Annotated in this window: 15 protein-coding genes; 11 read left to right on the forward strand and 4 right to left on the reverse strand. The window is 71.2% G+C overall.

Annotation, left to right across the window (positions count from 1 at the left end):
* Positions 1-79: 79 nt before the first annotated feature.
* Both purB and D2K64_RS00710 read left to right on the forward strand, forming a co-directional pair.
* Entirely contained in the window at positions 80-1,414 is a 1,335-nt protein-coding gene (gene purB, locus D2K64_RS00705; RefSeq protein WP_120005669.1) for an adenylosuccinate lyase, read from the forward strand.
* A 129-nt stretch (positions 1,415-1,543) separates the two neighbouring features.
* Positions 1,544-1,855, forward strand: coding sequence for a hypothetical protein (locus D2K64_RS00710; protein ID WP_120005671.1), 312 nt, complete (start codon positions 1,544-1,546; stop codon positions 1,853-1,855).
* 38 nt (positions 1,856-1,893) lie between these two features.
* Here D2K64_RS00710 and D2K64_RS00715 read toward each other — a convergent pair whose 3' ends face one another.
* Positions 1,894-2,292, reverse strand: coding sequence for an accessory factor UbiK family protein (locus D2K64_RS00715; protein ID WP_120005673.1), 399 nt, complete (start codon positions 2,290-2,292; stop codon positions 1,894-1,896).
* A 172-nt stretch (positions 2,293-2,464) separates the two neighbouring features.
* Here D2K64_RS00715 and rfaD point away from each other — a divergent pair, with 172 nt between their 5' ends.
* The 6 genes from rfaD (at position 2,465) to D2K64_RS00745 (ending at position 8,193) form a co-directional block, all read left to right on the forward strand.
* Entirely contained in the window at positions 2,465-3,457 is a 993-nt protein-coding gene (gene rfaD / locus D2K64_RS00720; RefSeq protein WP_120005675.1) for an ADP-glyceromanno-heptose 6-epimerase, read from the forward strand.
* 7 nt (positions 3,458-3,464) lie between these two features.
* Positions 3,465-4,274 carry a prolipoprotein diacylglyceryl transferase gene (lgt, locus tag D2K64_RS00725; protein WP_120005677.1) on the forward strand — a complete coding sequence of 270 codons (810 nt, stop codon included), beginning with the start codon at positions 3,465-3,467 and terminating at the stop codon, positions 4,272-4,274.
* A 56-nt stretch (positions 4,275-4,330) separates the two neighbouring features.
* On the forward strand, positions 4,331-5,305 hold the full coding sequence (locus tag D2K64_RS00730) for a class I SAM-dependent methyltransferase (protein WP_120006703.1): 975 nt from the start codon (positions 4,331-4,333) through the stop codon (positions 5,303-5,305).
* Positions 5,302-6,072 carry a peptidoglycan editing factor PgeF gene (gene pgeF, locus D2K64_RS00735; protein WP_120005679.1) on the forward strand — a complete coding sequence of 257 codons (771 nt, stop codon included), beginning with the start codon at positions 5,302-5,304 and terminating at the stop codon, positions 6,070-6,072. The genes D2K64_RS00730 and pgeF overlap by 4 nt, the downstream gene beginning before the upstream one ends.
* A gap of 65 nt (positions 6,073-6,137) precedes the next feature.
* A complete protein-coding gene (locus D2K64_RS00740; protein WP_120005681.1) occupies positions 6,138-7,079 on the forward strand; it encodes a hypothetical protein in 942 nt (313 codons plus the stop codon).
* A gap of 181 nt (positions 7,080-7,260) precedes the next feature.
* Positions 7,261-8,193: a ribose-phosphate pyrophosphokinase gene (locus D2K64_RS00745; protein WP_120005683.1), complete on the forward strand. Its 933-nt coding sequence runs from the start codon at positions 7,261-7,263 to the stop codon at positions 8,191-8,193.
* 41 nt (positions 8,194-8,234) lie between these two features.
* On the opposite strand, the gene D2K64_RS00750 is transcribed toward D2K64_RS00745, so the two are convergent.
* On the reverse strand, positions 8,235-8,858 hold the full coding sequence (locus D2K64_RS00750; protein WP_120005685.1) for a glutathione S-transferase family protein: 624 nt from the start codon (positions 8,856-8,858) through the stop codon (positions 8,235-8,237).
* A gap of 143 nt (positions 8,859-9,001) precedes the next feature.
* Here D2K64_RS00750 and cysE point away from each other — a divergent pair, with 143 nt between their 5' ends.
* Together cysE and D2K64_RS00760 are read left to right on the forward strand one after the other, a co-directional pair.
* Positions 9,002-9,868 carry a serine O-acetyltransferase gene (gene cysE / locus D2K64_RS00755; protein ID WP_120005687.1) on the forward strand — a complete coding sequence of 289 codons (867 nt, stop codon included), beginning with the start codon at positions 9,002-9,004 and terminating at the stop codon, positions 9,866-9,868.
* An 8-nt stretch (positions 9,869-9,876) separates the two neighbouring features.
* Entirely contained in the window at positions 9,877-10,335 is a 459-nt protein-coding gene (locus tag D2K64_RS00760) for a disulfide bond formation protein B (protein WP_120006705.1), read from the forward strand.
* On the opposite strand, the gene D2K64_RS00765 is transcribed toward D2K64_RS00760, so the two are convergent.
* Positions 10,332-10,901 carry an HNH endonuclease gene (locus D2K64_RS00765; protein WP_120006707.1) on the reverse strand — a complete coding sequence of 190 codons (570 nt, stop codon included), beginning with the start codon at positions 10,899-10,901 and terminating at the stop codon, positions 10,332-10,334. The two genes, D2K64_RS00760 and D2K64_RS00765, sit on opposite strands and share 4 nt — an antisense overlap.
* A 169-nt stretch (positions 10,902-11,070) precedes the next feature.
* Positions 11,071-11,739: an alpha/beta hydrolase gene (locus D2K64_RS00770; protein WP_120005689.1), complete on the reverse strand. Its 669-nt coding sequence runs from the start codon at positions 11,737-11,739 to the stop codon at positions 11,071-11,073.
* Between the two features lie 66 nt (positions 11,740-11,805).
* Here D2K64_RS00770 and gluQRS point away from each other — a divergent pair, with 66 nt between their 5' ends.
* The gene (gluQRS, locus tag D2K64_RS00775; protein WP_120006709.1) at positions 11,806-12,714 is read left to right on the forward strand and encodes a tRNA glutamyl-Q(34) synthetase GluQRS; all 909 of its coding nucleotides are present in this window, start codon (positions 11,806-11,808) and stop codon (positions 12,712-12,714) included.
* Positions 12,715-12,754: the final 40 nt, after the last annotated feature.

Consider the following 12,754-nt stretch of genomic DNA (forward strand, 5'->3'; position numbering starts at 1 on the left):
CATTCCCCGGCCCCGTCACTGTTTCCATCGGCTCGTCCCCGGTTGGCCGCCATTCTCCTTCCCAGGCAGGAATCCGCCCATGGTCCCGCGCTACGCCCGCCCCGAGATGACCGCCATCTGGTCGCCCGAGTCCCGCTACCGCATCTGGTTCGAGATCGAGGCGCTGGCGGCCGAGGCGATGGGGCAGCTCGGCACCATCCCCGCGGAGGATGCCCGCATCATCCGGGAGAAGGGCCAACCACGCGCCGACGCGATCTCGGCCGCCGACATCGCCCGGATCGACGAGATCGAGCGCGAAACCCGGCACGACGTGATCGCCTTCCTGACCTGGATGGCCGAAGGAATCGGCGACAGCGCCCGCTTCATGCACCAGGGCATGACCTCGTCCGACGTGCTGGACACCTGCCTGTCGGTGCAGCTGGTGCGCGCCGCCGACCTGCTGCTGGCCGATCTGGACCTGCTGCTGGCCGCGTTGCGCCGCCGTGCCGAGGAGCACAAATTCACCCCCACCGTGGGCCGCTCCCACGGCATCCATGCCGAGCCCACCACCTTCGGCCTGAAGCTCGCCGGGCATTATGCCGAGTTCGCCCGCTGCCGCGCGCGCATCGTCGCGGCGCGGGCCGAGGTCGCGACCTGCGCCATCTCCGGCCCGGTCGGCACCTTTGCCAGCGTGGATCCGAAGGTGGAGGAATTCGTCGCCGCCAGGCTCGGCCTCCAGGTGGAGCCGGTGTCGACCCAGGTGATCCCGCGCGACCGCCACGCCGCCTTCTTCTGCGCCCTGGCCGTCACCGCCTCGGCGATCGAGCGGCTGGCCACCGAGGTGCGCCACCTGCAGCGATCCGAGGTGCGGGAAGCGGAGGAGTTCTTCCACCCCGGCCAGAAGGGATCCTCGGCCATGCCGCACAAGCGCAACCCGGTGCTGAGCGAGAACCTGACCGGCCTGGCGCGCGTGGTGCGCGGCTATGCCACCCCGGCGCTGGAGAACGTGGCGCTGTGGCACGAGCGGGACATCAGCCATTCCTCCGTGGAACGCTTCGTCGGCCCCGACGCTACTATCACCCTGGACTTCGCCCTCGCCCGCCTCACCGGCATGATGGACAAGCTGACGGTGTATCCGGACCGAATGGTGGCCAACCTGGAAAGCCTGGGCGGCGTGGTGCACAGCCAGAAGGTGCTGCTGGCCCTGACCCAGGCCGGGCTGTCGCGGGAGGGCGCCTACAAGGCCGTGCAGCGGGCCGCCATGGCCACCTGGACGAAGCTGGCAGAGCCGGGCGGCCAGAGCTTCCGCGACAACCTGCTGGCGGATGAGGAGGTGGCTGGCAAGCTGGACGCCGCCGCGCTGAATGCCGCCATCGATCCCCGCCGCGACTTCCGGCACGTGGACACCATCTTCGCCCGCGTCTTCGGCGGCTGACCACGGGCGGAGGTTGCGCCGCGGCAACACGCGCTCGTGTTGCCGCGGCCACCTCCGCGCCGCGCCGCCGCCACGGTTCTGCCCCGAGCCGCTCACCATATGGAGGGCATGACGAGGAGGACCGAAGCCATGCGCCGCTTGCGTCAACTGGCCACGATCGGGCTGGCCGCCGCCGGCCTGGTGCTGGGCACCGCCGCGACCCTTTCCACCCCTGCCAAGGCCGACGAGATCGTTCTGGTGCGGGATGGATGGCGCCGCGGCCCGCCGCCCGGATGGGGCCGGGGCTATTATCCGCCGCCACGCCGCTACTACCGGCCGCCGCCGCGGGCCTATTACGCGCCGCCGCCGCGGGGCTATTACCGGCCGCCGCCACGAGCCTATTACGCGCCGCCGCCGCACTTCTACCGCCCGCCGCCGCCACGTTATTACTACCGCTACTGACTAATCGGGCGGGGGCTATGGTCCCCGCCCGTCTCGCGTCAGCCGATATCCTGTTCCGGCAATGGGCCGGGCTTCGGCGTGGAGGTCCCGGAGGTGTCCGGCTCCACCACCGGCGGCGCGCCCGCCGCCATCGGCTCCACCTTCGGCCCGGCGGCACCGCCGAGCTTCGCCTCCAGCGCCGCGACCCGCTGCGCCAGGGCCGAGCTTTCCTCCCGCGCCCGCCGCGCCACTTCCAGCGCCGCGTCGAGGTCCTCGCGCTTCACCAGGTCGAGCCGCTGCACCAGCACCTCCAGCTGGGAGCGGGCCATGGACTCCACCTCGGCGCGCAGGCCGGCCGCGACGGAGAAGGCGCCGCCGGCCATGCCGGCGAGATCGTCAAAAAAGCGGCCGCGGCGGCCGGGGCCGCCCCCTGTGCCTGTGTCGGAACCGGTGTTCATGCGTCGGGTACTCCTCTGGCGGCGCCTGTGCCGCGTTGCCTTGATCCGCCTCCAACTTGCCCCGCGGCCGGCACGGCGCCTATACCCGGCCCGGCCGGCGGACGGCGATCCGGCCACAGGGGATGTCGCCCAGGCGGTGTTCCGCCTCGCAGCGGTTGGAGGTCTCGCGCTCATGTATCTGGTCACGGGCGGTGCCGGTTTCATCGGCTCCAACCTTGTTGCGGCGCTTTGCGAGCGCGGCGCCGAGGTGCTGGTCTGCGACCGGCTACGGGCGGGCGACCCGGGGCGCGAGAAATGGCGCAACATCGCCCACCACAACATCGCCGGCATCCTGCCGCCGGAGCGCCTGTGGTCCTGGCTGGCCGAGTCGCCGAAGCCCGAGGCGATCTTCCATCTCGGCGCGGTCAGCGACACCACCGTCACCGATGGCGACCTCGTGGCGGACAACAACCTGTCCCTCACCCTGCAGCTCTGGAGCTGGTGCGCCGAGCACGGGGTGCGCCTGATCTACGCGTCCTCCGCCGCCACCTATGGTGATGGCGGGCACGGCTTCGAGGATGATGCGGCGCCGGATTTCCTGGCCAGGCTGCGCCCGCTCAACCTGTATGGCTGGTCGAAGCACGCCACCGACCGCCGCATCGCCGACCTGCTGGCGCGCGGCCACGCCGCGCCGCCGCAATGGGCCGGGCTGAAGTTCTTCAACGTCTACGGCCCCAATGAATTCCACAAGGGCCGCATGGCGAGCGTGGTGCTGCACAAGTTCCGCCAGATCATGACCGGCGCGCCGGCGACCCTGTTCCGCTCGGACCGCGACAACATCGCCGATGGCGAGCAGCTGCGCGACTTCGTGCATGTGGATGATTGCGTGTCGGTGATGCTGTGGCTGCTGGACCATCCCGGCACCTCCGGCCTGTTCAACGTCGGCACCGGCACGGCGCGCTCTTTTCTCGACCTGACCCGTGCCATCTATGCGGCGCTGGACAAGCCGGCCGACATCGCCTTCATCGAGATGCCGGCGGATCTGCAAGGCAAATATCAGTACTTCACCCAGGCGCGCATGGATCGCCTGCGCGGCGCAGGCTATGAGGGCCAGTCGACCCCGCTCGAGGAGGGTGTCCGCCGCTACGTGCAGGATTTCCTCACCCAGCCCGACCCGTATCGCTGAGCGCCCGATGCTGTTCGCTCTCCCCTTTCCCGCGATCGATCCGGTGCTGGTGCAGATCGGCCCGTTCGCCATCCGCTGGTATGCCCTGGCCTACATCGCCGGCATCGTGATCGGCTGGCGGCTGATGCGCCGCCTCGTGGTGCTGGAGCCGGTGGCGGCGTCGCAGGACCAGGTGGATGATTTCGTCACCTGGGCGGTGTTGGGCGTGATCCTGGGCGGTCGGCTCGGCTACGTGCTGTTCTATCAAACAGACCACTACCTGTCGGCGCCGTGGGAGGCGCTGTATCTGTGGCGGGGCGGCATGTCCTTTCACGGTGGTGCGGCGGGGGTGATTGCCGCCATCATCCTGTTCTGCCGCCGCCACGGCCTGTCCATCCTGCGCTTCGGCGACCGGCTGACGGCGGTGGTGCCGATCGGCCTGTTCTTCGGCCGCCTGGCCAACTTCATCAATGGCGAGCTGTGGGGCCGCCCCGCCGACCTGCCCTGGGCCATGGTGTTCCCTCATGGCGGGCCAGAGCCGCGCCACCCGAGCCAGCTCTACCAGGCGGCGATGGAAGGGCTGCTGCTGTTCCTCCTGGTGCAGCTGGTCGTCCGTGTCCCGGCGCTGCGGGCGCGGCCCGGCTTCACCGCCGGTACCTTTCTCGCCGGATACGGCGTGGCCCGCATCATCGGCGAGTTCTTCCGCCAGCCGGATGCGCAGCTCGGCTTCCTGTGGGGCGGCGCCACCATGGGGCAGCTGCTGTCGATCCCGATGGTGCTGGCGGGCCTGCTGCTGATGGTGCTGTCGCGGCCGGTGCCGGCGCGGGCCGCCGCTTGAGCGGCGGCACGCCCCTGGGCGGAACGGCCGGCCGGCCGGAGCGGCTGGACCATTTCATGGCCCGTGCCGCCGCGGCGTATTACGCCGGCCGCGACCCGTTCGGCGCGCGCGGCGACTTCATCACGGCCCCCGAGATCAGCCAGGCCTTCGGCGAGTGCCTCGGGCTATGGGCCGCCGTGGTGTGGCAGGAGATGGGACGCCCCGATCCGGTGCTGCTGGTGGAACTCGGCCCCGGGCGCGGCACGCTGATGGCCGATGCGCTGCGCGCGGTGGCCGGCGTGCTGCCCGCCTTCCGCGCGGCGCTGCGCCTGCATCTGGTGGAACAAAGCCCGGCGCTGCGGGAGGCCCAGCGCCGCGCCCTCGGCCAAGCCGATCCCATGTGGCACGACGAGCTGTCGAGCCTGCCCGCCGGCCCGGCGCTGGTGCTGGGTAACGAGTTCCTCGACGCGCTGCCGATCCGCCAGTTTATCCGCCGCGGCGATGGCTGGCGCGAGCGCTTCGTGCAGGCGGGCGCCTTTGTGGAGCAGGACGTCGGCCCCGGAGTGCCGCTGCCCCCCGACGCGCCCGAAGGCGCGGTCCAGGAAGTCAGCGAAGCCTGTCGCGCCGTGGCGGCGATGCTCGGCGCGCGGCTGGCGGCGCAGGGCGGCGCCGCGCTGTTCCTGGATTATGGCCCGGCCCGCAGCGGCCTCGGCGATAGCCTGCAGGCGCTGTCCGTGCACCGTGCCGCCGATCCGCTGGCCGCGCCGGGCACCGCCGACATCACGGCGCATGTGGATTTCCAGGCGGTGGCGGAGGCCGCGCGCGCCGCCGGCGCCGCCGTGCAGGGCCCGTTGCCGCAGGGGATGTTCCTGCAATCGATCGGGCTGGTGACCCGCGCCGCGGCCCTGGCCGGCGCGGCGCCGGCCCATGCCGGCCGGCAGCTTTCCGCCGCCCAGCGCCTGATCGCGCCCGAAGGCATGGGGCGGCTGTTCAAGGCGCTGGCGCTTTGCCACCCTGCCTTGTCCTCTTTGCCCGGGTTTCAGCCTTCATGAGCGCCGAATTCATCACCGCCGACCCGTTTGCCGGCCTGCCGCATGGCTTTTTCACCCGGCGGGGCGGCGTGTCCGGCGGCGGCTTCGCCACGCTGAACTGCTCCCTGTCCGGGAAGGACGACCCGGAGCGCGTGGCCACCAACCGCGGCCGCGCCATGGCGGCGTTGGGGCTGCCGGCCTCGGCGCTGTCCGGGGCCCATCAGGTGCACGGCATCGAGGTGGCCGAGGTGACGGCCCCGATCGCCAATGAGAACCGCCCCCGGGCCGATGCCCTGGTGACGCGGGTGCCGGGCCTGGCGCTCGGCGTCGTCACCGCTGATTGCGGGCCCGTGCTGTTCGCCGATCGCCAGGCCGGGGTGGTGGGCGCAGCCCATGCCGGCTGGCGCGGCGCCGTGGCCGGCATGCTGGAGGCAACGCTGGTGGCCATGGAGCGCCTCGGCGCCCGGCGCACCGACATCGCCGCCGTGGTGGGACCCTGCATCCGGCAGAATTCCTACGAGGTCGGTGCCGACCTGCGCGACGCGGTGCTGGCGCAGAGCCCCGAGGCCGAACGCTTCCTGATCGCCTCGCGCCGTCCCGGCCGCTGGATGTTCGATCTCCCCGGCTATTGCGCGGCCCGGCTGGTGGCGGCGGGAACGGGAAGGGTGGGGGTGATCGCCGCCGACACCTGCGCCGACGCCGAGCGGTTCTTCAGCCATCGCCGCCGCACCCTGAACAATGAGGGGCCGATCGGCCACCAGCTTTCCGCCATCGCCCTCCCCGCCTGAGGCTGCCATGCCCTACATGGTGATGTTCGTCGTCCTGATGCTGCTCACACTTCTGGTTTCCTGCTTTGCGCTGGTTTAGCCGCTTCTCCCTCCTGCTGCCCTTGCTGCTGCTGGCCGCGGGCTGCACCGACCTGCGGCCCTTTGCCGGCAATCCCGGCGGCAACGCCCCCCGGCTGATCGTGCCGCCGGCCTACCGCATCGCCGTGCCGGTGCCGGATGGCGCAGGCCTGCCGCCCGAGGCCGCCGCTCGCTATGCCGCACTGCTGGCGGAGGCGCTGGTCGCCGCCGAGGTGCCGGCCAGCGCCACGGAAGGCAATCCGTTGGACTGGACGCTGCAGGTGGCAGCTGACCGGCAGGGTGCCCAGGTGGTGCCGCGTTACGCCTTGCGCGACGCCGATGGCTCCTCCCTCGGCCAGGCCGCCGGGCGGCCGGTGCCGGCGCGCGACTGGGATGGGGCGGCTCCCCCGCTGCTCAAGGAAGTGGCCGCGCGCGATGCCCCGGCCATCGCCACGCTGCTTGGCCAGGTGGAAGCCAGCCGCAAGGCCAGCGACCCGGCGGCTCTGGCCGGCAAGGGACCCCTCAAGGTACGTCTGGCGGGGGTGCGGGGCGCCCCGGGCGACGGCAATACCAGCCTGAACAGCCGCCTGGCCGAGTTCCTGACCAAGTTCGGCCTGGTGCCGCAGAACACCGCCGACGGCGCCACCTACGCCGTGCAGGGCGTAGTCAACGCGGTGAACGTGGCGGACAACAAGCAGCGCATCGAGCTGCAATGGATCGTCTCGCGCCGGGACGGCTACGAGCTGGGCCGGGTGGTGCAGTTGAACGAGGTGCCGCGCGGCACGCTGAACGGGCTGTGGGGCGACGTCGCCTATGTCGCCGCCGAGCAGGCGGCGTCCGGCATCAGGCAGGTACTGGACAACGCCACCCAGGCACCGCCGGAGGCGCCGGAGGGCGCCCCGCCCGCCGGATCCGTACCCCCGGAGCCCGCCCGGCCGGCTGCTCGCTGAGGCCGCACAGCCACCTTGCCCCGGGGTCGGCTGCTGCGTCGCTGCAGCAGGTCATGGACATCACCCCGTCACCTTGTTACGACGCGCCCGTTCCTCGCCGGGCCCGAACCAATCCCGGGGTTTCCCCCCGGCGCTTCCCCCAGGGCCTTCGCGGGTCCCGCTGCCCGGAGATGCCGCCCCCATGAAGATCGTCGCCTGCAACAGCAACCGCCCGCTCGCCGAGGCGGTGGCCGCCGCGCTGAACCTGCCGCTGACCCAGGCCTCCATCCGCCGCTTCGCGGACATGGAAGTGTTCGTGGAGATCCACGAGAACATCCGCGGCGAGGACGTTTTCGTGGTGCAGAGCACCTCCTACCCGGCCAACGACAACCTGATGGAGCTGCTGATCACGCTGGATGCGCTGAAGCGCAGCTCGGCGCGGCGCATCACCGCCGTGGTGCCGTATTTCGGCTATGCCCGGCAGGATCGGAAGTCCGGCCCCCGCACGCCGATCAGCGCCAAGCTGGTGGCCAACCTGATCACCGAGGCCGGCGCCGACCGTGTCCTCACGCTCGACCTGCATGCCGGGCAGATCCAGGGCTTCTTCGACATCCCCGTGGACAACCTGTATGCCGCGCCGCTGTTCGCCCGCGACATCCTGGAGCGCTACAAGGGCCGCGACCTGATGGTCGTGTCCCCCGATGTTGGCGGCGTGGTGCGCGCCCGCGCCATCGCGGCCCGCCTGCACACCGACCTCGCCATCATCGACAAGCGGCGCCCGCGCGCCGGCGTGTCGGAGGTGATGAACGTGATCGGCGATGTGGAAGGCCGTGACTGCATTCTGGTGGATGACATTGTGGATTCGGGCGGCACGCTCTGCAACGCGGCCGATGCGCTGATCAAGAATGGCGCCAAGTCGGTCAGCGTCTACGTCACCCACGGCGTGTTCTCGGGCGGCGCCGTGGCCCGCATCGGCGCCGCCAACATCGAGCAGATGGTGGTCACCGACAGCATCCAGGCGACCGAGGCGGTGCGCGTCTCCTCCAACATCCGGCAGCTGACCATCGCGCCGCTGCTGGCCGAGGCGGTGCGCCGCATCTCCGAGGAAAGCTCGGTGTCCACCCTGTTCAACTGAGCCGGCCGGAAGGGGGCTCCCGCGCCCCCTTCCCGTTCGGCTCAGCTCATCGGCAGCGCGACGTGCCGGGCATAGGCAGGGCGGGCCAGCAGCCGCTCATACCAGCCGCGCAGCCGCGGCAGGTCGGGCCGTTCCACGGGCAGGTTGAACCAGCGATGCGCGAAGATGCCGAGTGCGATGTCGGCGAGCGAGAACCCGCCTTCCAGAAAGTCACCGCCGGCCAGATGCCCATCCACCACCCGCCACATCGCCGCCGCGCGTGCCAGTGCTGCCTGCGTCGCCGGCCAGTCGCGCTCCGCCTCCGGCGTGCGGACATAGGTGAAGAAGATCACCGTCATCGGTGGGGTCAGGTGGGCGAGTTGCCAGTCCATCCAGCGTTCGATGCCGGCCCGGCGGCGCGGCTCGACCGGCCACAGCGCGGTGCCCTGCGGATGGGTGGAGGCCAGATAGCGGAGGATGCTGTTGCTTTCCCACAGCGTCCAGCCATCGGCCTCCTCCAGCATCGGCACCAGCGACATCGGGTTGTGGGCCTTGTAGGGTGCCTCGCCGACCACGCCGAAGGCACCGCCGGCATCGCGCCGCTCGAATGCGATGCCCGTCTCCTCGCAGAACCACAGCAGCTTCATCACGTTGCTGCTGTTGCTGCGGCCCCAGATCACCCTCATGCCGGCCTCTCTTTTTCCCGATGGGACGGTATGCGCGTGCCGCCGGTCGGTCCAGCCGCGACCATGCTTGACCCAGGGCGGCGGCGGGGCCAGCTTTCCCTTCGGTCACAGGCCTGCGCGGCCGCCGGCCGCGAGGAGCCCGCATGAACAAGCCCGTGCCGCATCTGTCCGCCACCGAGCCGGCCGGCGCCAGCCACCAGCCCAGCCAGATGCTGGACCCGGTCTGGTCGCGGGTGCGGCGCGAGGCCGAGGCTGCCGCCGAGAGCGAGCCCGAGCTGGCCGGCTTCCTCCACGCCGCGGTGCTGCAACATGCATCGCTGGAATCCGCGCTGGCCGGCCGGATCGCCGCCCGGCTGGAGCATGCCGACCTTCCCGACGCGCTGCTCCGCCGAACCATGGAACGCGCCCTAGACGCCGACCCGCTGCTCCGGGAAGCGATGCGGCGCGACATCGTGGCGGTGCTGGACCGCGATCCGGCGACGCGCCGGGCGCTGGAGCCGCTGCTCTACTACAAGGGTTTCCACGCCATCTCCGCGCAGCGCCTGGCGCACCGCCTGTGGCTGGACGGACGGCGGGATATGGCGCTCTGGCTGCAATCCCGCGCCTCGGCAGTGTTCGCGGTGGACATCCATCCGGCCGTGCGGCTGGGCTGCGGCATCTTCCTCGATCATGCCACCGGGCTGGTGGTCGGCGAGACGGCGGTGATCGAGGATGACGTGTCGATCCTTCAGGGCGTCACCCTGGGCGGCACCGGAAAGCAGGGCGGCGACCGCCATCCCAAGATCCGCCACGGCGTGCTGATCGGCGCCGGCGCCAAGGTGCTGGGCAATATCGAGGTGGGCGCCTGCGCCCGTGTGGCCGCCGGTTCTGTGGTGCTGAAGGCAGTGCCGCCGGGCACCACCGTCGCCGGGGTGCCGGCCCGGGTGGTCGGGCAGGCCGGCTGCGCCGAGCCGGCGCGCAGCATGGACCACATGCTGAACGAATGCGACGCGCCGCTGGGCCACGCCTGACATTGCCGATGCCGTTGCTGATCGCCCTGCTGGCCGCCGCGGCACCGCTCCTCGCCATGGCCACGGAACGCTGGGGCGGCCTCAATCCCTGCCTGCTCTGCCTGTGGCAACGGCCGTCCTACTGGGTGGCGGCGGTGCTGGCAGTGCTTGCCCTGGTTCTGCCGCGGCGGCTGATGCTCACCCTGGCGGCGCTCGCCATCCTGTTCTCGGGCGCAGCCGCCCTTGTGCATGTCGGGGTGGAGTTCGGCTGGTGGCCCTCCCCGCTGCCCGGTTGCGCGGCGCCACATGCCGGGCAGGCCCGATCCATCGAGGACATGCTGGCGACCCTGTCGGTGCGCCCCAACAAGCCCTGCGACGAGCCCACCTTCCTGATCCCTGGCCTGCCCGTCTCCATGGCGGCCATGAACCTGATCTACGCGGTGGGGCTGGCGGGCGTCACGCTGTGGGCGGCGCGGCGCCGGCGCTAATTCTCCAGTTCGGTGTCCCAGTACAGGTAGTCGCGCCAGCTCTCATGCAGGTAGTTCGGCGGAAAGGACCGGCCATTGTCCTGCAACTCCCAGCTGGTCGGCTGGCGCGGCGTGCGGCGCGGAAACATGCGGATCTCGCGCGGCAGGCGGTTGCCCTTGCGCAGGTTGCACGGCCCGCAGGCGGTGACAACGTTGTCCCACGAGGTGCGGCCGCCGCGCGAGCGGGGGATCACATGGTCGAAGGTCAGGTCGTGCGTCGGATGATGCTCGCCGCAATACACGCAGGCGAAGCCGTCGCGCAGGAAGACGTTGAAGCGGGTGAAGGCCGGACGGCGCGCCGCCGGAATGAATTCCTTCAGCGCGATCACGCTGGGCAGGCGAATGGATTGGCGCGGCGAACGCGCGGCGGTGTCGTATTCCGACAGCACGGACACCCGATCCAGGTAGACCGCCTTCACCGCATCCTGCCAGGACCAGAGCGACAGCGGAAAATACGACAAGGGCCGGAAGTCGGCATTCAACACCAAAGCCGGATGGCCGCCGGCAGGGCCGGCCTGGCCACCCATCAACATCCCGTCAGGCAAGCGCCGCTCCTTTCAAGCGCCGCGCCTCAACCGCTGGGGCCGGACCGGGCGGGCAGGCCCCAGATGTCGTGGCGCCGCCGGTGTGCGACAGGATTCATGCCAGTCCGCAACGGGTGGTGCAACAGCCACCCGCAACAGTTTCACAGGGCCGTCACGCTGAGGCTGGCAATGTCGATGCGGCGCGTTGCAGGAACAGCGATCCGACATTGAGCCCGGCATCATCGATGCCGTGCGCCAGCCCCGGCGCGTAGAGCGACTCGACCGGCACCCCGGCCTCGCGCAGCGCGGCTTCGGCGGCGCGGCTCGCTTCCGCCGGCACGACCTGGTCGGCCTCGCCATGCACGATCAACACCGGCGGGCGCCCGGCGATCTCGCCGCCCAGCAGGTCCGGCCCGATCAGCCGGCCGGAATAGGCCAGAATGGCGGCCGGCGCCGTTTGCCGCCGCAGGCCGGTGAACAGCGCCATCATGGCACCCTGGCTGAAGCCCATCAGCACCACATGGGTTTCCGGCAGGCCGGCGGCCCTGCACTCGGCGGCGATGAAGGTGTCCAGCAGAGGCCGGGCCGTTTGCGCGCCGGCCAGCAGCATGGCAGGGCTGCGGTCCTGCAGGGAGAACCATTGCCGGCCATATGGCCCCGCCTCGCAGGGGAGCGGCGCGTGCGGCGACACGAAGAGGGCCTCCGGTACCGCCTGCGCCCAATGCGGCGCCAGGTCGATCAGGTCATTGCCATCGGCGCCGTAGCCATGCAGCAGCACCACCAGCAGCTTCGGCGCCCCGCCATGCTTCGGACCCCAGCGCGGCCCTTCCAATGCGGCCATGCCACCTCTCCTGTTCCGCCACCCGGCTTGATCGCCGGCCTGCTCCTCCGCTACGCGCCGGAAGCCATGCCCGCAACCCCGCGCACCATCGTCACCCGCTTCGCGCCCAGCCCTACTGGCGGGCTGCATCTGGGCCATGCGCACAGCGCGCTGATCGGCTGGCGGGCGGCGCGCGAGTCCGGCGGCCGCTTCCTGCTGCGCATCGAGGACATCGACCCGGTGCGATGCCGGGAGGAGTTCACCGACGGCATCCTGAACGATCTTCGCTGGCTCGGCCTCGATTGGGACGGGCCGGTGCGGGTGCAATCGCGCCACCTGCCCGGCTATCGCGCGGCGCTGGACCGGCTGACCGGCATGGGCCTGCTGTATCCCTGCTTCTGCACCCGCGCCGATATCCTGCGCGAGGTCGTGGCGATCGGACATGCGCCGCACGGCCCCGACGGCGTGCTGTATCCTGGCACTTGCCGGCGGCTGTCACCGGCCGAGCGATCGGACCGGATCATGGCCGGCGCGCCCTACGCGCTGCGGCTCGACATGGCGGCGGCGCTGCGGCACGCCCCTGCCCCCTTGGGGTTTCTCGAGATGGGCGAGGGCCGCATCCGCTGCCATCCCTCCCGGTTCGGCGATGTGGTGCTGGCGCGAAAGGATATTCCCGCTTCCTACCACCTGTGCGTCACGCATGACGACGCGGCGCAGGGCGTCACCCTAGTGACCCGCGCGCTGGATCTGCGTCCCGCAACTGATCTGCATCGCCTGCTGCAAGCGCTGCTGGGCTGGCCGGCGCCCCGCTACCGGCACCATGGATTACTGCTCGGGGCTGACGGCAAGCGCCTGTCCAAGCGCGACAAGGCGCCGACCCTGGCGGCGCTGCGCCGGGAGGGCCATGAGCCGGCCGCGGTGCGGGCCATGGCGGCGGGGGCGGCGACCTCCAGCGCGGCGATCTGGCTCGCGGGTCCTGTAGCCCCGCTAGGCTGAACCCTTCATTAGGAAGGTGCGGCCGCGCCCGGATCCTGCT

The sequence above is a fragment of the Teichococcus vastitatis genome, from assembly GCF_003604215.1.
Classification (GTDB): Bacteria; Pseudomonadota; Alphaproteobacteria; order Acetobacterales; family Acetobacteraceae; genus Pseudoroseomonas; species Pseudoroseomonas vastitatis.

Coding starts and splice junctions, on each gene's coding strand:
- D2K64_RS00770 (WP_120005689.1), bottom strand. CDS start 11,739: ATGGCCGCATTGGAAGGGCCGCGCTGGGGTCCGAAGCATGGCGGGGCG.
- D2K64_RS00765 (WP_120006707.1), bottom strand. CDS start 10,901: ATGGGTGGCCAGGCCGGCCCTGCCGGCGGCCATCCGGCTTTGGTGTTG.
- cysE (WP_120005687.1), top strand. CDS start 9,002: ATGAACAAGCCCGTGCCGCATCTGTCCGCCACCGAGCCGGCCGGCGCC.
- rfaD (WP_120005675.1), top strand. CDS start 2,465: ATGTATCTGGTCACGGGCGGTGCCGGTTTCATCGGCTCCAACCTTGTT.
- purB (WP_120005669.1), top strand. CDS start 80: ATGGTCCCGCGCTACGCCCGCCCCGAGATGACCGCCATCTGGTCGCCC.
- gluQRS (WP_120006709.1), top strand. CDS start 11,806: ATGCCCGCAACCCCGCGCACCATCGTCACCCGCTTCGCGCCCAGCCCT.
- D2K64_RS00715 (WP_120005673.1), bottom strand. CDS start 2,292: ATGAACACCGGTTCCGACACAGGCACAGGGGGCGGCCCCGGCCGCCGC.
- lgt (WP_120005677.1), top strand. CDS start 3,465: ATGCTGTTCGCTCTCCCCTTTCCCGCGATCGATCCGGTGCTGGTGCAG.
- D2K64_RS00745 (WP_120005683.1), top strand. CDS start 7,261: ATGAAGATCGTCGCCTGCAACAGCAACCGCCCGCTCGCCGAGGCGGTG.
- D2K64_RS00750 (WP_120005685.1), bottom strand. CDS start 8,858: ATGAGGGTGATCTGGGGCCGCAGCAACAGCAGCAACGTGATGAAGCTG.
- D2K64_RS00760 (WP_120006705.1), top strand. CDS start 9,877: ATGCCGTTGCTGATCGCCCTGCTGGCCGCCGCGGCACCGCTCCTCGCC.
- D2K64_RS00730 (WP_120006703.1), top strand. CDS start 4,331: ATGGCCCGTGCCGCCGCGGCGTATTACGCCGGCCGCGACCCGTTCGGC.
- D2K64_RS00710 (WP_120005671.1), top strand. CDS start 1,544: ATGCGCCGCTTGCGTCAACTGGCCACGATCGGGCTGGCCGCCGCCGGC.
- pgeF (WP_120005679.1), top strand. CDS start 5,302: ATGAGCGCCGAATTCATCACCGCCGACCCGTTTGCCGGCCTGCCGCAT.